This window comes from Gilliamella sp. X-23, from assembly GCF_057063545.1.
The window spans coordinates 81815-103506 of the sequence record NZ_JBXSQG010000007.1 but is presented as its reverse complement, the minus strand read 5'-3'; the positions used below and the strand labels follow the sequence as shown (position 1 = coordinate 103506).

Below are 21692 nucleotides of genomic sequence, written 5' to 3'. Positions count from 1 at the left end.
TTCCATTTCCTTATCTACAATATATAATCAATTATTTTTCTAAAGATGATTGATAGTGCTGGCTCAACTTATCGAGAAAAGTAAAAAGTTTTTGATTCATTGCCGTGTAATCATGCGAGCGAAGCGTTTCAGGCGTATCAACAAAGCGGTGATTGGCAGCTTGATTAAGCTCTTTTTGCGAATGGGCAATCAGCAACTCAACAACTTCAGGCGTGAACTCCATATGGCATTGAAACCCATAAACGAATTTATTATAGGCAATGATTTGCCGCGGACACCCTGCACTATAAGCTATAATTTGGGCATCTTTGGTTAAACCAGGCATATCATTGTGCCAATGACCGACTTCTAATGTATTGCCAAAATCAGCAAATAAAGGATTTGTTTTACCAAGTTGCGTTAATGTAATTGGGAATTTTCCAATTTCTTTTTCTGGGCTTTGGGCATGACTTGCGCCTAACGCCTCGCCAATTAATTGTGCACCTAGACACACGCCAATAACTATTTTGCCTGCATTTATCATTGATAAGATCACAGTTTGTTCTGCTATGGAATCAAAATGGGCACACTCTTGTTTGGTTGTTGATGGCGATTGTGGACCACCCATAACAATAAGAAAGTCGATATCATCAATGCCATTAGGAAGTGGTTCACCAAGATAAACGCGAGAATAGGTTATGGTGTGATGATGCATCCTAGCCCATTGTTCATAGGCTCCAGGTGCTTCGAAAGCTTCATGGATAATAAAATGGATATGCATTAATAAAGGTTCCTTGCCTATAAATATTATCACCAAAAATCATGGTTCAATGACATTATATATATCTAAAGATAAATTTATTATTGAATTATTATGAATAATTTTTTCGCAAATACAATATAGACTTTTGATATCAACAGGATAAAAATTTGGAAAAAGAAAAGAAGCTTGGTATAGGAGGTAATTTATCTCAGATGGGTTTGGGATTTAGAAGTTGGCTCCTCCAACAGGACTTGAACCTGTGACATACGGATTAACAGTCCGCCGTTCTACCGACTGAACTATGGAGGAACCGAAATGTAGCGCGCATATTATAGATTTTATGGCGCTATGTCAATAGTTAAATGCTTTTTTGTATGAACTTGCCTCCTTTATAATCATTCAAGTGTTAGGATTGTCTTGAATAAATGTTTTTGTCTAAGTAATTGTTGTGGATGCGAACCGAGCTCTTGTTGTGGTATGCTCTGTTTTAGATCGCGATAATAATCAAGCCAATAAGGCAAAATTTGATTTGTTGTTATATCCTTAAAATTCATTGGATATAATGCGAAATAATCACTACCTTGTTTAGTTTTAAAGGCATAAGTAATTAGTTCACTACAATAAAACCCATCCGTATTTTGATGAAAGCTATGATTGTAAGGTGAACCTAAGCAATGTTTAGCTCGCTTTAATGCATTTTGAATAACAGTTAAATCATGGATTCTACCAATGATGTTACGTCTAGCAGCACTAACAAAGTTAGCCAAAGATTGTTCAATTACGCCATATTTTTGTGTCGCTTCAATGACGCTATTATTGCCAATATATAAACCAACATGATTGATATTTTTTGTTATCTCATCCATGTTAGGCACTGCGCCAGAACGGTTTATAGCGTCACTAAAATCATTATCTTCGTTAAGGCTTTGGAAGATGATATCGCCACTTTGAATATTATTGATTTTTAGCACGATAACGCCATAGAGAAAACATTACACAACTTGCAATAATAAATTTAAGTGCATCAATACCAACAAATGGAAAATAACCCACTTTTAACGCATCAATAAGCGTAATATGCAAATAACCCATTAAATAGACAACACCAAATACAAATAACAATTGATGTGCACAGGCAAATGCAATTAAGCCTAAAATAAAGTGACGATCATATCCCTTTTCTGCTGCAAAACCAGCTAAATAAGCACTAAATACATAGCCATATAAGTAACCGGAAGAAGGTGACGCTAGTGCCATAATCCCACCACTACCATTAGCAAATAGCGGTAATCCCATCGCGCCTAAAAAAAGGTATTGAATTATTGCTAATGCACCTAATTTACGACCTAAAAAAGCACCAATTAGTAATACTGCCAATGATTGTAATGTAAATGGAACAGGATATGTCGGAATACTAATATTAGCAGCTAATCCTAAAAGTAATGCTGCACTAGTGGTGGCCAGTAATTTACGTTGCCAAGAAGATAAATTAACCAGTGTCGTGATAAATGTTGGATAATACGAAGTAAGTTGTTGTTTCATTATTTTCTACCTTTGATACATAAATAGTAGAACTATAATAACGCAACGCATTTTATTGTAAACTATTTTTTATATAAAAAGTTTACAATAAGGTTAAATTGTTGCTATCGCACTCTAAGATAAAGAGCGTGATAGCAAAAAATAAGGTTTTGCTTAAACTAAGTAAGGATTGCTGATTCGTTCATGACCAAAACTTGACATTGGGCCGTGTCCTGGCACAAAAATAAAGTCATCACCAAGAGGTAATAATTTGTTAGTGATTGATGAAATTAAATCGGTATGATTGCCTCGAGGAAAATCAGTTCGCCCTATACTGCCTTTAAATAATACATCGCCGACAAAAGCTAGTTTATCCAAATGATTAATAAAAACAATATGTCCTGGAGTATGACCAGGGCAAAAAAGGACATCAAGGGTGATGTTACCTACTTGAATTTGGTCGCCTTCTTTTAACCAACGATCAGGTAAAAAGCTGTCAGTATGGGGAAAACCAAATTGTATGCATTGCTGTGGCAAACTTGTTAGCAAAAATTCATCTTCTTGGCTTGGTCCAATAATCTTTACATCATAATATTGAGCTAATGTGGTTGCCGCACCAACATGATCTAGATGTCCATGGGTTAATAAAATCTGTTTAATATTTACACCTAGTTTTTCAACGGCTTTTTTCAGTAGTTCTGGTTCACCACCAGGATCAATAAATGCGCCTTCCATGGTTTGATCACACCAAATAATGCTACAGTTTTCTTGGAAAGCAGTAACAGGAACGATTTGATATTGAAACATATACTTATCTCCTTATTTCTTGGCGATGGGTGATTAGATTTTTGCCGTCTTCATTTTTTAGTTGCGCAAAAATAATGCTTGATAGCACTGTAACCACACCGAGTATAACAAATGTTAATTGAAACGCGTGAATAGTACTAGCAGAGTTGCTAATTAATCGCAGTAAAACTGCACCAAATCCTGTACCAAAACTGATTGCAAGCTGTTGATTAACTGCCATTAAACTATTGCCACTACTCGTATTTTCCTTTTCTAAGTTTGCTAAGGTTATGCTATTCATCGCGGTATATTGCATAGAATTGATACCACCAATACAAAATAGCAATAAACTGATTAATATAAGTGGTGTTGATAAATTTAACAAGGACATTAAAACAATCATCACGCCCGCTAAAATGGTATTAGCAACGAGCACAAAACGATAACCTAAACGAGCTAAAATACGTGGAATAACAATTCGAGTACAAATTGAAGCAATAGCCATTGGCATTAGCATCACACCAGCAAAAATAGCCGAGTAGCCAAAACCGACCTGTAACAACAAGGGAATTAGAAAGGGTACGCCAGATATACCTAATCGGCAAATTAAATTGCCAATAATGCCAATTTTGAATGTATGGATCTTAAAAAGTGATAGGGGAAATAAGGGTGTTGGTTTCTTTTTGGCATACCCATAATAGATAAGTAAAAAAACGAGGCTGATTACGGCGAGTAGTAATGGAAAATAATATGTCTGATTTTGGTTTAAAACCTCTACACTTAAAGTGGCACTAATAAAGGCAATAACAATAAATATAAAGCCAAACAGATCAAATGGCATGTGTTCACCCTTTAAATTAGGCATATATTTCCAACTAATTATCACACCTAAAATACCAATGGGTAAATTAATAAAAAACACCCAATGCCAACTCACCACATCAACCAAATATCCCCCTAATACTGGTCCCAAAACAGGTCCAATTAAACCCGGAATGGTGGCTGTATTTAAGGCGGCTAAAAAATCACTACGCTTAAAAGATTTAATTAATACTAAACGTGATATCGGTACCATCATTGAGCCACCAATACCTTGAATAACACGTGAGATATCTAAAAAAATTAATGAATTGGATAAGGCACAAAGCAATGAGCCAAGCGTGAATAGTGAAACTGCCATCACAAAAATATTTCTGGTGCCAAATTTATCCGATAAAAAACCACTGACTGGAATAAATAATGCCAAGGTTAAAGCATAACTTATTACTGCCGATTGCATATTTAAGGGTGATTCATTAAGATCTTTAGCCATTGTGGGAAGCGCAGTGTTTAATATCGAGGTATCAAGCGATTGCATGAAAAATGCAAATGCCGCAATCCATGGTAATATTCGATAAACAAAGGGTGGTAACTGTAATTCGCTATTCATTTTAATTTTGCCTAAAATTAATTTAAATGCTGGGTGAGCGGTTGGCTATAAGTACTGAAAATTAAGCTCTCTTACTAATTATTTTATTAAGAAAGAGAGCAGATGAATGCCATTTTACAATATTATTTATTAATTATTGGCTTTTTTCTTATTCTTAACAGATTTATCTTGCCAATAGCCAGCTAGTAATGAACCGGAGATATTGTGCCAAACCGAAAATACTGCCGCGGGCAGCGCAGATAAGGCCGAAAAGTAGGTAGTACCTAAGGTAGCGGCAAGAGCGGAATTTTGCATTCCCACTTCAAGTGACATGGTTCGGCAAGTTGATTCATCAAAACCAAATAAACGCCCCCCCCAGTAACCGCCAAGTAAACCTAATGCATTGTGAATCACAACTGCAAAAATAACGGTGCCCCCCACTTGACCAATTTGCGTATGGCTACCTGCTACGACAATGCACAGAATTAATAAGATACAGAGCATTGATAAAAGTGGTAAAAATTGTTCACATTTTTTGACGATAGGATATAAAAAATGGTGAACAATTAAACCTAATATAATCGGTATTAAAACGATCTGTACAATATGCAAAAGCATGTCCCAAACAGGGACTTCAACAGTTGTTCCTACTAATAATAATGTGAGTAGAGGTGTTACAACCACGCCTACTAGTGTTGACACTGATGAAATTGTCACCGATAACGCAACATCGCCTTTAGCTAGATAAATCATCACATTGGAAGCCGTACCGCTGGCAACGCTACCGACTAACACCATTCCAACTAATAATTCTGGTCTCATTGTAAACAGTTTGGCTAAGATTAAAGCAGTTAGTGGCATTACAATATAATGTAGTAAAGTGCAAATTATCACTGCTTTAGGCTTGGTTACCACACGTTTAAAGTCATCAATACTTAATGTAACTCCCATGGTAAACATTACAAACATAAGTAAATGTGCGGTGTGGGGGCGTATAGGAATAAAGGTATAAGGAAAGAAATAGGCAACACCGGCGCACAGTATTGCCCACAAAGGAAATAATCGGGTAAGAGAGATAATAGATCGAATCAATAGCTGATTAAATTGTCTGGTCATATAAACCTGCTATGGGTTTAATAAAATAATTCTAGAATAATGATAGGGTTATTTTATTTGTTTTGTGTGATTTTCATTCTATTTATTCTACTAAATAGCGTCAAGGTATTTATTAAAATCGTGCTGCGTATGTGTTCTGCTGATTCATTGCGTAATTGGGTTAATATTTTAAAGACTTCGGCGATATATTCAGGGCGATTTATTTGACCTTGACGGCCACTTAATGGCATATCGGGAGCATCCGTTTCGAGCACAAGGCTCTCGAGCGGTAATTGAGCAATCGTATTGCGCGTTTTATTCGCTCGTTCATAACTTATTACGCCACCTACACCAATATAATAGCCCAGCTTAACAAATTGCATAGCTTGCTGATAGCTACCTGAAAATCCATGTATTATACCGCGACAAGGTAAGTTGGCGCGGTGTAATTCGTGGTACATAATATCGTGTGCTTTGCGTGAATGAATCAAAACAGGTAAATCAAACTGTTTAGCAAGCGCTAATTGTGACCTAAAAAATGATAACTGCTGTTGCCAATCAATACTTAAATCATAGCGATCGAGCCCAATCTCACCAATGGCAATTAATTTTTTAGGTTTGGCTTTAACAATATTGGTTAACAGATCTAAATCAGCTATGGTATGTTTATAAATAGGATGCAACCCCAAAGCTGCATAGATTTCGTTATAATTATCAGCAAGTTGTAACACAGTATCAAAAGAATTAGCGCTAACTGCGGGTATGATTAACCCAACAATATCCGCTTGGCGAATCTTATCTATTGAATCCGCAAGATGATCAGTAAAAGGCGGAAAATCAAAATGACAGTGTGTATCAATAAACATAATTCCCCCCTTATTTTACGGTTGCTTGATGTAATAAAATTGGCAGTAAAAATCGTTGGGCAGCAAAAATAATTTGTTCAATTAATTCATCCGTTAATTCAGGATAAAGTCTAGCGTAGTAGCTATCACATTCAGCTGATTGGTATAATCCACCTTGCCAAGTATTTAACAGTTGATTAATCGCTTTTTCACTTGCGATAATCTCACCTGTTTTTTTGTTATAGGCTGCCATTAACCAATTCCATGCGCATTGCACAGGTAGTAATAAAGGTTGATTGATACCTTGTACATAGCCTTCAACTAACGTGGTTAAAATTGTCATAGCCTCATTACTTGGAAAGTGTAAAAAACGCCATTCGTTTTCTTCTCTGCCATAGATACGGCTTTGACTTTCCACTTTATCTGGATTTAAGATGCAATAAACCAAATGATCGATCCACAACGAAATACCATCTCGAATCGAAAGTTTTGCAGGGCGCCATGTTAAAATACCATCATCTTGAATATGGGTTAACCAACCTTGTAATTGGTAATATTGTTGATTCAGTGAAATGGTTAAGTTCACTTCTTGCGTTGTTATCTCTAGGCGTTCTTGGCAGATTTTATTGGCTAATGATTGCATTGTTTTAGTTTGTTCATGATAAATAATCTGGCCAAATGCGCCGTCTGGTAAGTCACCAGTTAGCGCTAAGTGGCGATAAAAATCATCGGGTTGTTGCGATTCTTTAGTGATAAGTTGATTTAAAATCTGCAAGTTCAATTGATAACGCTGTAAGCTATCAAGATTAAAGTTTTCCGCATCGGGTAATGTATCATCAAGATAGTTAATATAAAAATTAAAACGTTTTTGTAAAAACAGCCTAATTGAGTGCTGGTAAAATCGTTTTAGTTCGTCAAGATTGATATTATCGACGCTAATAGTGGCTATTTCACTAATAAATTCTTGATTTTTTCCTTGTTGTAATGCAGCGGGTAACCATTCATCAGCATAACTTTTGGGATCTTGCAAAAAGTTTTGGGGGTTAAATGGTGTTCGTGTATGGTTTACACGTAAAAAATCCAAGTTATTTGTCAAGCTATCAACTGGATTAGCAGGCTTGTTATAATATTGTGCAATATACTCCCAAAGTTCATCAACTAGTATTGATGGATAACGCTCACTATCATCTTTCATATCTCGCCCAATATAGCTAATATATAGTTGGTTTTGCGCTGATAAAATAGCTTCTAAAAATAGATAGCGGTCATCATTACGACGGCTGCGATCGCCTCGTCTTGGGTGATGTGCAATAAGATCAAAGTCAAGTGGAAGCGATGTTCTCGGATAATCGCCGTCATTCATACCCAGCAAACAGACCACTTTAAATGGAATGGAGCGCATTGGCATCATGGTACAAAAGTTTATTTTGCCAACTAAAAAACGATGTGCTAGATGATTTTGCTCTAAGCGCGATTGCATCGCATCATGCAAAATTGTGATAGAAATATTATCAGGATAATTAGCAGCTAAACCACTATTAATTAATTTTTGCCATTCTTCTTCGATCATTAATAAAATTGATTCACGTTGTGGGTTGTTGACAAAAAAATCGTTAATCAGTTCAAGACAGCAACTTTGCCATTCAATTAGTGGTTTTTCTTCACTTAAGGTTGTAAACCATTTACTTACAATTTTAATAAACTCAGCTAATTGGCCGATTAATTCGGCATCTAAGCCTGTCGCGCCATCATACGGCAAGATCTGTTGCCAACCACCTTGTTCACTACTCATGGTATAGCCTAGTAATAACCGTTCAAGTCCAAATAACCAGCTATGCGCACTTTCAAGACCAAAACGAATGCCCGATTCAATAATCCAAGTACGTAATAAAGTTAACTGGGATTCACTAATTGCAAATTTTTCTGAAATAGCTGGGATCTCTAATAAATTAAACAGTTCTTCAGCAGTAAATCGACTTTGTGGAAAATTTAATATAGTGAAAAAACCTTGCACTATTGGATCAATGTTACGCGCTTTTTGATCAGAAATCGTAAAAGGCAAATAGCGCTTTTCATAAGCATTGCCAAAAACAGCACGAATATAAGGAACATATTTATCAATATCCGACACCATTACAATGCAATCACGTAATTCTAATGTAGGATCAGCATCAAAAACAGATAAAAGATAATCATATAACACTTCAACTTCACGTTGTTCGCTATGGCAAGCATGAAAAGATACAGATTTATCTGCGAGTTGAACGTGTTGTTGAGCCTCTACCATTGGATAAAGATCAAGGATATCTTGTTGAATCGCATGTAATAAACAATCTCGGTTTTGATCGGCAAACACATCAATATCTTGCTTATTATTGAACTCCTGTAATAAAAACAGATTATCACGCCCAAGCTTTCCCCACGAAGTTAAAAGTGGATTGGGACTTTTTTCAGGGGTATTGAAGATATCTGATAACTGCTTTTCAACAATATCGCCCCAATACCATTTACACGGATTATTAAACATCAAATGGACATCAATATGTTGTCCAAGTGCTGAAAGTAGTGAAAGATAAATTGGTGGTAGCGAGGTAATACCGAAAATAAAAATACGGCTAGGTAACGAATCTAAACGTGAACGATCAAAGTTATTATCTAACAAAATTTCAAGCATTTGTTGATAAATATTAGCGCGATGATAAGGTTGACTGATCGATATTAGCTTTCGCCATAACTCAGCTTGCCATTTTTCATCGGAATGATGATTTAATTCACTAACCGTCTGATTGGCTTCCCATTTGGCTAACCAATCGGGGCGATAAACTAAATATTGGTCAAATAAATGGGCAATTCGTGTTGCAAGTTGATACTGCTTTCTATCTTGCTTATCAATATCAAGATAATGTTTAAGTGCGCTAAACTCAGGCTGTTGAATAACTTGGGGCAACAAATAATACAAACGCCAACTCATTGATTCAACGTTATAACTATTTTCAATTGGCGCCTCGGGTAACAAGGTTTGATAAAGTTGCCAAATAAACTGCGTTGGAAAAAGAAAATCAACATTAGCCACAATACCAAGCTCATCCGCTAACGCAATTTGCAACCATTGTGCCATACCTTGGCTTTGCACCATGACTATATCAGGTGTAAACACATCCTCTAATGGTTGCCTGCGCATCAATTCACTTACAATAGACTTAAGTAGATCGACTTGGTTTGAATGATAAATGGTAAACATAACAAAACTCATTATTGAATAAGAGTGAGTTAAGATTATCGCTGATCGTTACTCATAAATCTAGTTGCTATTATAGTATCAATTTTATAATAAAAAGAGTAATTAGCGGTTATGTGACTTGCTTTTTTTATTCTAATTTTATGAGCTGATGTAATGAATATGAATAAAAAAATAGCCTTCACCAATTTGGGTAAAGATCTTATGGTCAGCTCCCAACGTGATAAAAATCTATTAAAGATAAATTAAAACGGTAAGTTAAATGTGATAACAAAACTTATTCGAGTGGAGTGCTAGATATCGAAACCTAGCGTTTACCTTTATTTAAAAATTAAATGATCCAACAAACCTCGGAGGTTATGAAGTGTCAGCATGCGAATAATGAGTGATTTTATGAGTTAAAAAACCATTAAAATCAACGTTATATCTAGCATGCTATAAATTTATAATGCCAATTCAGCAATATCTTAAAATTGTTTAAAATTTATCCCAATATGGATACTTAAATTTAACTAAATCCATAATCAAAGATTAATAAATTATAAAAATATATTATTTGACTAATGTAAAAAATAATTATTTATTGTTTTTAGGCGTGTCAACATCAGATGCTGAATTGTTATTTTCGCTCTCAACAGGTGGAGTTACTGCAAAAGGTTTGAGCGATTTAGCCTGGAAAGCTAGAGCTACAGGGCAGAAGTTATCGGAAAAGGAACTAGAAACGATAAAACGTCAGGTTGATCGTGAAAGTAAATTAACAGTAGATCCGCATACAGGAAATAAAGCAGGAGAATACCTTGAGGACTTTAAACCATCTTCCACACCGGCAGAATTAGTTCAACAACAGGCCGGTAAAGGTACTCAGGTAACGATCAATACTGAACATATTTTAAATGGTGAGATAAAAACTTATGCAAATGGTACCAAGGTTGGTACAGGAGGGCATTATTTAAAAGATCCGAATATTAGAGTAGATACATGGACAGGTGCTGCAGATGCTAATGGTGTCACAAAAGGTTATATATCAGTTAGAGATCCTGCAACTGGTAAATGGTATAAAAAAACAAGCTGAAACAACCTTCTTCCCTGAGCATTGGTCTAAGCGCCAAACAGAAATGGAAATTAAAAGTGCTTTTGAAAACTCGAAACCACATCAAAAATACAAAAACATGTGGCAGGGAATGTCTTCAAGTGGAATAAAAATGGAAGGTTATTATAAAAAACCAAATGGAACCGGAGCAACAGCATGGCCAATTTATAAAGGTAAAAGATAAATGAAGAGTAAAAAAATATTCTTATCTTGGTTAAATGAATATAAAGAATTTTGCCCGACAGGATTGTTATTTGATGAAAATATCAGATATGCGCCTAAACAAGGATATGGAGTTTGTGAAATTGCTGCTTGGTTAGGTAACGATATTCAATATTCAATAAACTCAGTCAATATCTGGATTAACAATCTGACAGATTTAGAACATAGCCGAGCACCAGATGGCATGTTTGGCATTGGTAATGCTCACTGGGTATTGATTACTGGGGATTTTGTTTTTATTGGTACTGAATATGTTGAAGAGCAACAAGTTATCATGACCAGAGAGCAGCTTTTATATGTGTTAGAGCAATATAAAACTTTTTTAGAAGGGGATTATAAAGATCCTAATAATCCGCCCGAACCTATTGATGTTGAGTTTATTGCTGAAGGTCAAGAAGCAATTGATATCTATAATGGATTGCCAAACTCTCATCTGGTTCCTTACGCATGTTAACAAAACCCAGATCCCCAGAACGGGGATCTTTGATTACTTTCTAGAGCTGTAGTAGTTCAAACTCAATAAAAGATTGAATAATGGTGAAGAATTTAGTACTGAAATGGTGATGAAAGTTCAATAAATGGAAAACTCAATATTGGATCGAGAGAGCAAAAACATATAGGTAAAAATTATGAATGAAATAACAAAAAATGTACTAATTGAATTCATCAATAAAAATGAAAATATAGTTAATTTCGGTACTCCAGAAGATGCGGTTGATGAATCATGGATTTTAAAAGCTGAAAAATATTTAGGTTTTCCTTTAACTAATTCTTATAAATGGTTTTTACGTGAATACCGTGGTGGTGAAATATGTGGAGAGGAAATATACAGCATTTACGGATTAGATTTTGAATCGGTTAATGGTGGGGATATTGTTTATCATCATATCATTGATATGAAAAATAACATTATAAAAAACACACAACTTGTTGTTAGCCAAACAGATTTTGGTGATGTGTATTATTTTGATTATACTAAATTTGATAATGGGGAATGTCCAATATACATTATGTTCTCATCTGCTGAATGTAAGTTTTATGCTACTAATTTTTATGAATTTTTATATAAAAGAATTAAAGATTATTTATAAATTATAGTTTTTTAAACTGGTAAATCAATCTCCACAATCAACTTGCCCTGTTCAATCTTAATGATAACAGGGTTGCCCACTAATGGTCAGTTGTGGTCTGGGGCTTTGTCTGTGGTTTATTTTTAGCTAAGAATGTGTTTTAGCTATAGTTAACTCCTTGATAGTTAGTAGAGGTTAGAAGTGGTAGCAGGTTGCCGGCTGTTACTGCTGTGTTACTTGTTGTTTTATCTGTAGTAGCTCAAATTTAACCCAATAAATATAGCGTATAAAAAATTGGATTTTTTACTTTTAATTTTGGGGTGCAGTTCAAGCCACTTTAAAATTTTAAATTATTAATGACTAACCTAAAAATAAAAAAGGTTACTAGATATTTTAGTAACCTTTATTATTTTGATAAGATACTAAAAAGCAAACTATTGACCCATGCGGCGAGTCAATTCGATAACACGAATTTTTGCCAACGCTTTTGATAGTTCTGCAGAAGCTTGAGCAAATGACATATCATCGCTTGGGTGATTAATATGTTCTTGCGCTTGTCTTACTGCTTCTTGTGCTCTTGCTTCATCTAGATCTTCGCCACGGATAGCGGTATCCGCTAAGATGGTTACGATGTTAGGTTGTACTTCTAATATGCCACCAGATAGGTAGATAAACTCTTCTTTACCATCCGCTTTCACAATGCCAACCATACCGGGTTTTATGGTTGTCAGTAAAGGGGTGTGCCCAGGATAAATTCCAAGTTCACCTTCTTTACCCGTGATTCTGATTCGCTGAACATCACCTGAAAACAAGTGAGATTCAGCACTAACAACTTCTAATTGATAGGAAGTTAGTGCCATAATACGATCTCCATTAAATACGATCTTCGCTCAATGAATCTCTTAGAGAGATTTTGCCTTCTCAATCGCTTCATCGATTGAACCAACCATATAGAATGCTTGTTCAGGGATGTGGTCATAATCACCGTTCATGATTCCTTTAAATGCACTGATCGTGTCTTTCAAAGGTACATATTTTCCTGGTGAACCAGTAAATACTTCTGCAACAAAGAATGGTTGAGATAAGAAGCGTTGAATTTTACGAGCACGAGCAACGATCAATTTATCATCTTCTGATAACTCATCCATACCAAGAATGGCAATAATATCTTTCAACTCTTGATAACGTTGTAGAATTGATTGAACGCCACGGGCACAATCATAGTGCTCTTGACCAACAACTAAAGGATCTAATTGACGGCTGGTGGAATCTAATGGATCTACGGCCGGATAGATACCTAAAGAAGCAATTTGTCGACTTAATACGATTGTTGCATCTAAGTGAGCAAAGGTTGTTGCTGGTGATGGGTCAGTTAAGTCATCTGCTGGTACGTATACGGCTTGGATTGACGTTATCGAACCTGTTTTAGTAGATGTGATACGTTCTTGTAGTAAGCCCATTTCTTCGGCTAGTGTTGGTTGATAACCTACCGCCGATGGCATACGACCTAATAGTGCAGATACTTCAGTACCGGCTAAGGTATAACGGTAAATATTATCAATAAATAATAAAACGTCTTTACCTTCATCACGGAATTTTTCAGCCATGGTTAAACCCGTTAACGCAACACGTAAACGGTTTCCAGGTGGCTCATTCATCTGACCATAAACTAACGATACTTTATCAAGTACGTTTGATTCTTTCATTTCGTGGTAAAAGTCATTACCTTCACGAGTACGTTCACCCACACCAGTAAACACAGAGTAGCCTGAGTGTTCGATAGCGATATTACGGATTAACTCCATCATATTAACGGTTTTACCGACACCCGCACCACCGAATAGACCCACTTTACCACCTTTAGCAAATGGACAAATTAAGTCGATAACTTTAATACCTGTTTCAAGCAATTCAGTTGAGTTTGCGAGCTCTTCATAGGTTGGCGCTGCACGGTGAATCGCCCAACGCTCTTCTTCACCAATTGGACCTGCTTTATCAACAGGATCGCCGAGCACGTTCATAATACGACCCAGTGTTTTAGTTCCCACTGGTACTTCGATACCGTGACCTGTATTTACAACTTTAAGTCCGCGTCTTAAGCCATCAGATGATCCCATTGCGATACAACAAACAACGCCACCACCTAATTGTTGCTGAACTTCCAGAACTAATTTTTCAGTGCCAGTTTCCACTTCTAATGCATCATATACCTTTGGTACTGCATCTTCTGGGAATTCGACATCAACCACCGCACCGATGATCTGGACAATCTTTCCAGTAGCCATTTTTAATCCTCTACGTCTTTTTCTTAACTATAAGCCAATATTTAGCACTAACCTGAAACAGCGGCTGCACCGGATACAATATCAATCAATTCATTCGTGATAGCACCTTGACGTGCTTTGTTATACACAATTTGTAATTCATTAATTAGGTTTGCACCGTTATCTGTTGCCGCTTTCATGGCCACCATTCTTGCTGCTTGTTCACTCGCTAAATTATCAACCACTGCTTGATAGACCTGTGATTCAATATAGCGACGTAAAATCACGTCTAATAGCGATTTAGCATCAGGCTCATAAATATAATCCCATGATGAAGCTTTGAGCTTTTTATCTTCTGATGGCGGTAAAGGTAATAATTGCTGAATTGTTGGCTTTTGTGACATGGTATTAATAAATTTATTCGTCACAATATATAATTTATCAATTTTACCATTGTCATATGCCTCAAGCATTGTTTTTACCGGACCAATTAAATCGGATAAATTTGGTTCATCCCCCAAGTTAGTCATTTGGGTTAAGATGTTTGCTTTTACTGATGAGAAAAACGAAACACCACGAGAACCAACTAAAGCAACATCAGCTTCAACACCTTTTTCCTGCCATGCTGACATGTCAGCAATGACAGTTTTAAAAAGATTGATATTTAAACCACCACATAAACCACGATCGGTTGAAATAATAAGGTAGCCAACTCGCTTTACATCTCTTTCTTCTAAATAAGGATGTTTGGCGCCTATTTGAGCTAACGCTAAATGTCCAATTACTTCACGGATCATTTCAGCATAAGGTCGACTAGCTGCCATTCTATCTTGCGTTTTACGCATTTTAGAATTGGCAACCATTTCCATTGCTTTAGTGATCTTTTGCGTACTTTGGATACTGGCAATTTTTGTTCTAATCTCTTTTGCATTAGCCATTTGTTACCTCACCCTTACCAAGTTTGAGTTGATTTAAAGCTTTCAAGTAATGCTTTTAGCTTACTTTCAATCTCATCATTGTAATTACCCGTCTCGTCGATTAATTTGACAAAATCGGCATATTGACTATGGGCATAAGCAAGTAGCGCTGTTTCAAATGATAATACTTTAGCCAGTTCTACATCTTCAAGATAACCACGCTCAGCAGCGTAAAGTACAATTGATTGTTCAGCAACAGTCATTGGTGAGTATTGCTTTTGTTTTAACAATTCGGTTACTTTTTCGCCGTGACTTAATTGATTTCTTGTTGCTTCATCTAAGTCAGATGCAAATTGAGAGAACGCAGCTAACTCACGATACTGCGCCAGTGCGGTACGAATACCACCTGATAATTTTTTCATTATCTTCGTTTGCGCAGCACCACCCACACGTGAAACCGAAATACCCGGGTTAACCGCAGGACGGATACCTGAGTTAAATAAGCTAGTTTCAAGGAATATCTGACCATCAGTAATCGAAATTACGTTAGTTGGTACGAATGCCGAAACGTCACCTGCTTGAGTTTCAATAATTGGTAATGCTGTTAATGAACCTGTTTTACCTTTAACTTCGCCTTTTGTGTACTCTTCAACATAAGCTTCGTTCACGCGCGCTGCACGTTCAAGTAAACGAGAGTGAAGATAAAATACATCACCTGGATAAGCTTCACGTCCAGGTGGACGACGAAGTAGTAATGAAATTTGACGATAAGCAACGGCTTGTTTAGATAAATCATCATAAACAATTAATGCATCTTGACCACGGTCGCGGAAGTATTCACCCATTGCACAACCAGCATAAGGAGCTAAGTATTGTAACGCAGCTGATTCAGATGCTGATGCTACAACGACAATTGTGTTTTTAAGTGCACCATGATCTTCTAGTTTACGCACAACATTTGCAATAGTTGATTGTTTTTGACCAATGGCAACATAAATACATTTTACCCCTGAGTCGCGTTGGTTGATGATGGCATCGACAGCAAGCGCTGTTTTACCTGTTTGACGGTCACCAATGATAAGCTCACGTTGACCTCGTCCAATTGGAATCATTGAGTCAACGGCTTTATAACCGGTTTGTAATGCTTGGTCAACGGATTTACGATCGATAACACCTGGAGCAACAACTTCGACAGGTGAAAAGCCATCATGTTGAAGTGAGCCTTTACCGTCAATTGGTTCGCCTAGTGTATTAATAACGCGACCTAATAAACCTTCACCAACTGGTACTTGTAAAATACGACCAGTACATTGTACCTTCATACCTTCAGACAAGTCTTCGTATGGTCCCATAACTACCGCACCGACAGAGTCTCTTTCAAGGTTTAATGCCATTGCATATCGGTTGCCTGGTAATGCAATCATCTCACCTTGCATTACATCAGTTAATCCGTGGATTCGAAGAATACCATCACTTACAGATATGATAGTTCCTTCATTGTGAGCATCACTCACAATATTGAACTGAGCTATCCGCTCTTTAATTAGTTCACTTATTTCAGTTGAATTTAGCTGCATTATCAGTCCCCTTAAGACTGTAGAGCGTCATTTAAACGATTTAAACGCCCTCTGATACTACTATCAATAACCATATCGCCCGTACGAATAATAAAACCAGAAATGAGCGATTTATCTATATGACATTTTAGTTTTACTTTTCGTGATAAACGTTTTTCGACAGCGACAGAAATTTTATTAAGTTGTTCATTAGTTAGCTCATTGGCAGAAATAACATCTACATCTGCTTGTGCTTCTCTATCTAAACAATATTGTTCAAACAAGGTTAAGACTTCAGGAAGAAGTGATAACCGCTTGTTTTCAGCCATAATCTTAATAAAGTTAGTGCTAAACTCATCTAACATATCTTTACAGATGTTGATGAGTAAATTAGCCACCGAATCGGTTTTCATGTCTGATGTTAAAACACTTCTTATTTGAGCATCTTTACTCACTTCAGATGTTAACACTAACATGTTATGCCATGATTCGATGCTGTTTCTTTCTACTGCAAAATCGAAAGCGGCTTTAGCATAAGGGCGAGCAATTGTAATTAAGTCAGCCATTGCTCTATTCTCCTTATAGTTCAGCTACGAGTTTATCAATGATGTCGCTATTTGCGGCTTCATTAACAGAACGTTGAATAATTTTTTCTGCACCAGCAATAGCAAGTGTAGCGACTTGTTGTTTGAGCTCTTCTTTAACTCGTTTGCGCTCGGCCTCTACTTCGGCAAGTCCTTGCGCAACAATTCGTTCTTTTTCACGAGAAGCTTCTTGTTTTGCTTCTTCAAGAATGGCTGCTTTACGTTTGTTGGCTTGCTCAATAATTGCATTAGCCTCAACCTTAGCCTGTTGCATTATGTCAGATGTATTTGCTTTGGCTAATTCCAAATCTTTTTTTGCTGTTTCTGCTGAAGCAAGTCCTTCGGCGATCTCTTTTTGGCGTTTTTCAATTGCGCCAATAACAGGAGGCCAAACAAACTTCATACAGAACCAAACAAACAATACAAATGTAATTGCTTGGCCGAGGAGAGTTGCGTTCATATTCATGACACGATTCCTCTTAAATTTTTATTAACCTGCGACAGCAAAAATAACATAAAGTGCAATACCCACACAGATCATTGGGATCGCATCAACTAGGCCCATAACGATAAAGAATTGAGTACGTAACATAGGCATCAATTCTGGTTGACGAGCAGCACCTTCTAAAAATTTGCCACCTAATAAACCAATACCAACTGCACCACCAATTGCAGCTAATCCCATCATGATGCCTGCGGCTACAAATAACATACTATCCATTATATACTCCAGTTTATTATCAAAAAAATATTAAAATTAATGATCTTCCGTTGCCGACGCCATAGCTAAATAGACGATCGTCAACACCATAAAAATAAAAGCTTGTAACGTAATTATTAAAATATGGAAAATGGCCCATGGTAACGATAATACCCACTGTGACCACCAAGGTAATAATGCAGCAATTAGGATGAAGATAAGTTCACCTGCGTACATATTTCCAAAAAGTCGAAGTCCTAAAGAAACAGGCTTCGCTAATAGACTAACTAATTCAAGTACTAAATTGATAGGCGCAAATGCCCAGTGGTTAAATGGGTGTAAGGTATATTCTTTGATAAACCCTGAAACCCCTTTGTACTTAATTGAATAAATGATGATAAGTGCAAACACACCTAAAGACATTGACATGGTAATGCTAACATCTGCAGTTGGCACTACTCTTAAATGTGATAGACCTAAATATTGACCGGCATAAGGGAGAAAATCAACCGGGATAAGATCCATTAAATTCATCAAGAAAACCCAAATAAATACCGTTAATGCTAAAGGTGCAATGAGTTTATTTTGACCGGTGAACATGTCTTTAACAGTATTGTTGACAAACTCAAAGATCATTTCTACTGCACATTGTAGCTTACTTGGTACGCCACTGGTTGCTTTTTGGGCAACACGATGAAAAATCCACAAAAAGATAACACCAAGTAGAATCGAAAAGAACAATGAGTCAAGATTAAAGGTCCAAAAACCGGAACCTACTTGCAAGTTCTCAAGATGGTGCTTGATATAAGCTTGTGGTGAAGCTGGAGAGGAAACTGACATATAACCCTCTTAACCTATTTTCTAAAAATAAAATATTGCTTATAGTTTCATTCAAAAAGGTATAAGCAATCGCTGTAATAAATTGAAGTTACTATTTTAAACCTAATAGCCTATACCAAGTCAACCTTTGATTAGCTAAATTAAGAATTTAAACACTTTTTACTAATTTTACGCAAATATGTATAACTTCTTTTATTATTTTAATCTAAATATTAGCCTATTAATGGCTTAATTAATGGGTATAAATTGTGCTATTTCAAACGTTAACTTTAAGATGTAAGTGCTGCTGCGATATTTTGGGCCAATTTTTGCACTTCGTGTTGATTACTTCCTTCCACCATGACACGAATTAACGGTTCGGTTCCTGATTTACGAATCAACACTCGACCATGATGACCAAGTTGTTTTTCTGCTTGCTCAATTGCCGATTTTACTGTAGTGCTATTTAGTGGATCATGCTCACCCGAAAATCTAACATTAATCAACACTTGTGGCAACATTGTCATACCGCTACATAAATCAGCTAATGACATGTCATTGCGTACCATTGCAGCTAGTACTTGTAGGCCAGCAACAATACCATCTCCTGTTGTTGTTTTATCTAATAATAAAACATGACCCGAATTTTCAGCGCCTAAGCGCCAATCTTTTTCGACCAGTTTTTCAAGCACATAACGATCTCCAACTTTGGCACGAACAAAAGGAATACCAAGCTTTTTAAGCGCTATCTCAAGCCCCATATTGCTCATTAATGTGCCGACAACGCCGCCTTTAAGTTGACCTTGTCTTAATGCTTCGCGTGCAATGATATAGATAATTAAATCACCATCAACTTTGCGACCTTCATGATCAACCATGATGATGCGATCGCCATCACCATCTAATGCAAAGCCTAGATTGGCTTTTTCATCAATAACACATTTGGCTAGTGCTTTTACGTCAGTTGCTCCACAATTTTCATTAATATTTACTCCATCTGGCTCACAGCCAATTTTAATCACTTGCGCACCAAGCTCTCGTAATACTTTAGGGGCAATGTGATAGGTGGCACCGTTAGCGCAATCGACGACAATTTTTAATCCTGCCAAACTTAAATCATGATCGAATGTACTTTTACAGAATTCAATGTAGCGGCCTGCGGCGTCAGTAATACGGCTTGCTCGACCAAGTTGTTTGGACTCTACGCAATCGATCTCTTTTTCAAGTTCAGCTTCAATTTCTAATTCGATAGTGTCATCAAGCTTTTTCCCTTCAGTTGAAAAGAACTTAATACCATTATCATAAAAAGGGTTGTGTGAGGCAGAAATAACAACGCCGGCATCGGCCCGGAAAGTACGGGTTAAATAGGCAATCGCTGGGGTTGGCATTGGGCCTGTAAAGGCCGCAGCAACACCTGCCGAGGCAAATCCTGCTTCGAGTGCCGATTCAAGCATATAGCCTGAAATGCGAGTATCTTTACCGATTAATACTTTTTTCACGCCATCTTTGGCAAGCACACGACCTGCTGCCCAGCCTAATTTGAGCGCAAAATCTGGTGTGATAGGATATTCTCCAACTTTACCGCGAATCCCATCTGTACCAAAATATTTTCGATTAGACATTTTATTTCCTCACACTAAATTATTTTTGATAAACGCATATTTTAATTTGTAAAAAACTTTCAGGAAAGTATACCTATTTGTATAAAGTTACTCTCGATTATCATTGGCAAATTTTAATAATACTTGGCTCTCTTTAATAAAGCGTTCTGCGTAAGATCCAAACCAAGTAGTTACTTCATTAAAATTTTTGATAAATTTTGCTTTGTCTCGCTGTTCAATTAATTTAACCATTTGTCCAAAGCGTTCGTAATAGCGTTTAATTAATTCGATATTATCATCCGATGCCATGATGATATCGGCATAAAGCTCGGGATCTTGAGCAAACAAGCGCCCAACCATCATCAGTTCAAGTCTATAGATTGGTGAAGATAGTGCAATGAGTTGTTCTAAATCAGCTTGTTCACGTTGCAAATTAACGCCATATGAAAAAGAAGTAAAATGACGTAATGCTTGAATAAATGACATGCATTTATCATGCTCTTTGGCATCAATTGCGCATAAATTAGCGCCCCATATACGCATTTGCTCAATTAGCCATTGATATTTTGTTTGATCGCGCCCATCGCAATAAACAATGATTTGTTTAGCTAAATTAGGAACGTCGGGACCAAACATTGGGTGTAACCCGACTACTGGACCTTGATGTTTATCAAGCATGGCTTGGAGTGGCTTGACTTTTATGGATGTGAAATCTGTTAAAATACAATCTTTAGGTAATGGTGGTAATTGTTTGATGATTTCGCAGGTTTTGTTTATTGGCACAGTCACAACCACTGCCGCTGCATCGGCAACTACCTCGGCGGCTTGATGCATAGTTTTTGATCCCAAGGTTTTAACCTGATAGCCAGATAAAGTAAATAATCGAGCAAACAACCGCCCCATTTGCCCATTACCGCCAATAATCACGACTGAATCTTCACCAGTATAGACTTTTTTGAAACCTTTGTTGTTTTCACTAATATAAGATTCACGCATTAAACGACGTAAAATATCTTCAATTAAAGCAGGAGATACACCTTGAGCTTCAGCCTCTTGCCGTCTTTTAGCTAGCATATCGGCTTCACGCTGAGGAGCATAAATGGGAATACCATGCTTGCTTTTTACCTCGCCAACTTCGGCAACTAATGCTAATCGTTTGCTAATTAAAGATAAAATAGATTTATCAACTTCATCAATTTTATCGCGTAAGGCAAGTAATTCCGTAGACATATGC

The 21692-nt window shown here is 36.7% G+C and carries 22 protein-coding genes and 1 tRNA gene; 4 read left to right on the top strand and 19 right to left on the bottom strand.

Annotation, left to right across the window (positions count from 1 at the left end):
* Nucleotides 1-31 precede the first annotated feature (31 nt).
* From ACYH9I_RS06650 to recC, 9 genes are all read right to left on the bottom strand, one after another.
* Nucleotides 32-760, bottom strand: coding sequence for a type 1 glutamine amidotransferase (locus ACYH9I_RS06650; RefSeq protein WP_483559802.1), 729 nt, complete (start codon nt 758-760; stop codon nt 32-34).
* 215 nt (nt 761-975) lie between these two features.
* Nucleotides 976-1051 (bottom strand) — tRNA-Asn (locus tag ACYH9I_RS06645).
* Between the two features lie 86 nt (nt 1052-1137).
* Nucleotides 1138-1713: a YiiX/YebB-like N1pC/P60 family cysteine hydrolase gene (locus ACYH9I_RS06640; RefSeq protein WP_483559800.1), complete on the bottom strand. Its 576-nt coding sequence runs from the start codon at nt 1711-1713 to the stop codon at nt 1138-1140.
* Nucleotides 1697-2284, bottom strand: coding sequence for a biotin transporter BioY (locus ACYH9I_RS06635; protein ID WP_483559799.1), 588 nt, complete (start codon nt 2282-2284; stop codon nt 1697-1699). The genes ACYH9I_RS06640 and ACYH9I_RS06635 overlap by 17 nt, the downstream gene beginning before the upstream one ends.
* Nucleotides 2285-2437: 153 nt before the next feature.
* Nucleotides 2438-3070, bottom strand: coding sequence for an MBL fold metallo-hydrolase (locus ACYH9I_RS06630; protein ID WP_483559798.1), 633 nt, complete (start codon nt 3068-3070; stop codon nt 2438-2440).
* A gap of 4 nt (nt 3071-3074) precedes the next feature.
* Nucleotides 3075-4478 (bottom strand): DHA2 family efflux MFS transporter permease subunit, encoded by a 1404-nt coding sequence (locus ACYH9I_RS06625; RefSeq protein ID WP_483559797.1) that lies wholly within the window; start codon nt 4476-4478, stop codon nt 3075-3077.
* Nucleotides 4479-4607: 129 nt separating this feature from the next.
* Complete coding sequence (panS, locus tag ACYH9I_RS06620; RefSeq protein ID WP_091350450.1) at nt 4608-5573, bottom strand: ketopantoate/pantoate/pantothenate transporter PanS; 966 nt, start codon at nt 5571-5573, stop codon at nt 4608-4610.
* A gap of 53 nt (nt 5574-5626) precedes the next feature.
* Nucleotides 5627-6418, bottom strand: a complete 792-nt coding sequence (locus ACYH9I_RS06615; RefSeq protein WP_483559796.1) for a TatD family hydrolase — start codon at nt 6416-6418, stop codon at nt 5627-5629.
* Between the two features lie 10 nt (nt 6419-6428).
* Nucleotides 6429-9638, bottom strand: a complete 3210-nt coding sequence (gene recC / locus ACYH9I_RS06610; RefSeq protein ID WP_483559794.1) for an exodeoxyribonuclease V subunit gamma — start codon at nt 9636-9638, stop codon at nt 6429-6431.
* A gap of 553 nt (nt 9639-10191) precedes the next feature.
* Between recC and ACYH9I_RS06605 the strand changes: the two genes are divergently transcribed.
* From ACYH9I_RS06605 to ACYH9I_RS06590, 4 genes are all read left to right on the top strand, one after another.
* On the top strand, nt 10192-10707 hold the full coding sequence (locus ACYH9I_RS06605) for a hypothetical protein (RefSeq protein ID WP_483559792.1): 516 nt from the start codon (nt 10192-10194) through the stop codon (nt 10705-10707).
* Nucleotides 10631-10909, top strand: coding sequence for an EndoU domain-containing protein (locus ACYH9I_RS06600; RefSeq protein WP_483559791.1), 279 nt, complete (start codon nt 10631-10633; stop codon nt 10907-10909). The genes ACYH9I_RS06605 and ACYH9I_RS06600 overlap by 77 nt, the downstream gene beginning before the upstream one ends.
* A complete protein-coding gene (locus ACYH9I_RS06595; RefSeq protein WP_483559789.1) occupies nt 10910-11401 on the top strand; it encodes a hypothetical protein in 492 nt (163 codons plus the stop codon). It abuts the gene before it with no gap.
* Between the two features lie 175 nt (nt 11402-11576).
* On the top strand, nt 11577-12038 hold the full coding sequence (locus ACYH9I_RS06590) for an SMI1/KNR4 family protein (protein ID WP_483559787.1): 462 nt from the start codon (nt 11577-11579) through the stop codon (nt 12036-12038).
* Between the two features lie 413 nt (nt 12039-12451).
* Here ACYH9I_RS06590 and ACYH9I_RS06585 read toward each other — a convergent pair whose 3' ends face one another.
* The 10 genes from ACYH9I_RS06585 to tyrA all read right to left on the bottom strand — a co-directional run bounded on the left by ACYH9I_RS06585 (nt 12452) and on the right by tyrA (nt 21688).
* Nucleotides 12452-12877: a F0F1 ATP synthase subunit epsilon gene (locus tag ACYH9I_RS06585; RefSeq protein WP_091350461.1), complete on the bottom strand. Its 426-nt coding sequence runs from the start codon at nt 12875-12877 to the stop codon at nt 12452-12454.
* Between the two features lie 42 nt (nt 12878-12919).
* A complete protein-coding gene (gene atpD, locus ACYH9I_RS06580) occupies nt 12920-14302 on the bottom strand; it encodes a F0F1 ATP synthase subunit beta (RefSeq protein ID WP_065635973.1) in 1383 nt (460 codons plus the stop codon).
* Nucleotides 14303-14349: 47 nt separating this feature from the next.
* A complete protein-coding gene (gene atpG, locus ACYH9I_RS06575; protein WP_483559785.1) occupies nt 14350-15219 on the bottom strand; it encodes a F0F1 ATP synthase subunit gamma in 870 nt (289 codons plus the stop codon).
* 14 nt (nt 15220-15233) lie between these two features.
* Nucleotides 15234-16775: a F0F1 ATP synthase subunit alpha gene (atpA, locus tag ACYH9I_RS06570; RefSeq protein WP_483559783.1), complete on the bottom strand. Its 1542-nt coding sequence runs from the start codon at nt 16773-16775 to the stop codon at nt 15234-15236.
* A gap of 11 nt (nt 16776-16786) precedes the next feature.
* Nucleotides 16787-17320 carry a F0F1 ATP synthase subunit delta gene (gene atpH / locus ACYH9I_RS06565; RefSeq protein WP_483559782.1) on the bottom strand — a complete coding sequence of 178 codons (534 nt, stop codon included), beginning with the start codon at nt 17318-17320 and terminating at the stop codon, nt 16787-16789.
* Nucleotides 17321-17333: 13 nt separating this feature from the next.
* A complete protein-coding gene (gene atpF / locus ACYH9I_RS06560; protein WP_085247556.1) occupies nt 17334-17804 on the bottom strand; it encodes a F0F1 ATP synthase subunit B in 471 nt (156 codons plus the stop codon).
* A gap of 24 nt (nt 17805-17828) precedes the next feature.
* Nucleotides 17829-18059, bottom strand: a complete 231-nt coding sequence (atpE, locus tag ACYH9I_RS06555; RefSeq protein ID WP_034901511.1) for a F0F1 ATP synthase subunit C — start codon at nt 18057-18059, stop codon at nt 17829-17831.
* A 36-nt stretch (nt 18060-18095) separates the two neighbouring features.
* A complete protein-coding gene (atpB, locus tag ACYH9I_RS06550) occupies nt 18096-18878 on the bottom strand; it encodes a F0F1 ATP synthase subunit A (RefSeq protein ID WP_483559779.1) in 783 nt (260 codons plus the stop codon).
* A gap of 269 nt (nt 18879-19147) precedes the next feature.
* Nucleotides 19148-20479: a phosphoglucosamine mutase gene (glmM, locus tag ACYH9I_RS06545; protein ID WP_483559777.1), complete on the bottom strand. Its 1332-nt coding sequence runs from the start codon at nt 20477-20479 to the stop codon at nt 19148-19150.
* Between the two features lie 87 nt (nt 20480-20566).
* Complete coding sequence (gene tyrA, locus ACYH9I_RS06540; protein WP_483559775.1) at nt 20567-21688, bottom strand: bifunctional chorismate mutase/prephenate dehydrogenase; 1122 nt, start codon at nt 21686-21688, stop codon at nt 20567-20569.
* Nucleotides 21689-21692: the final 4 nt, after the last annotated feature.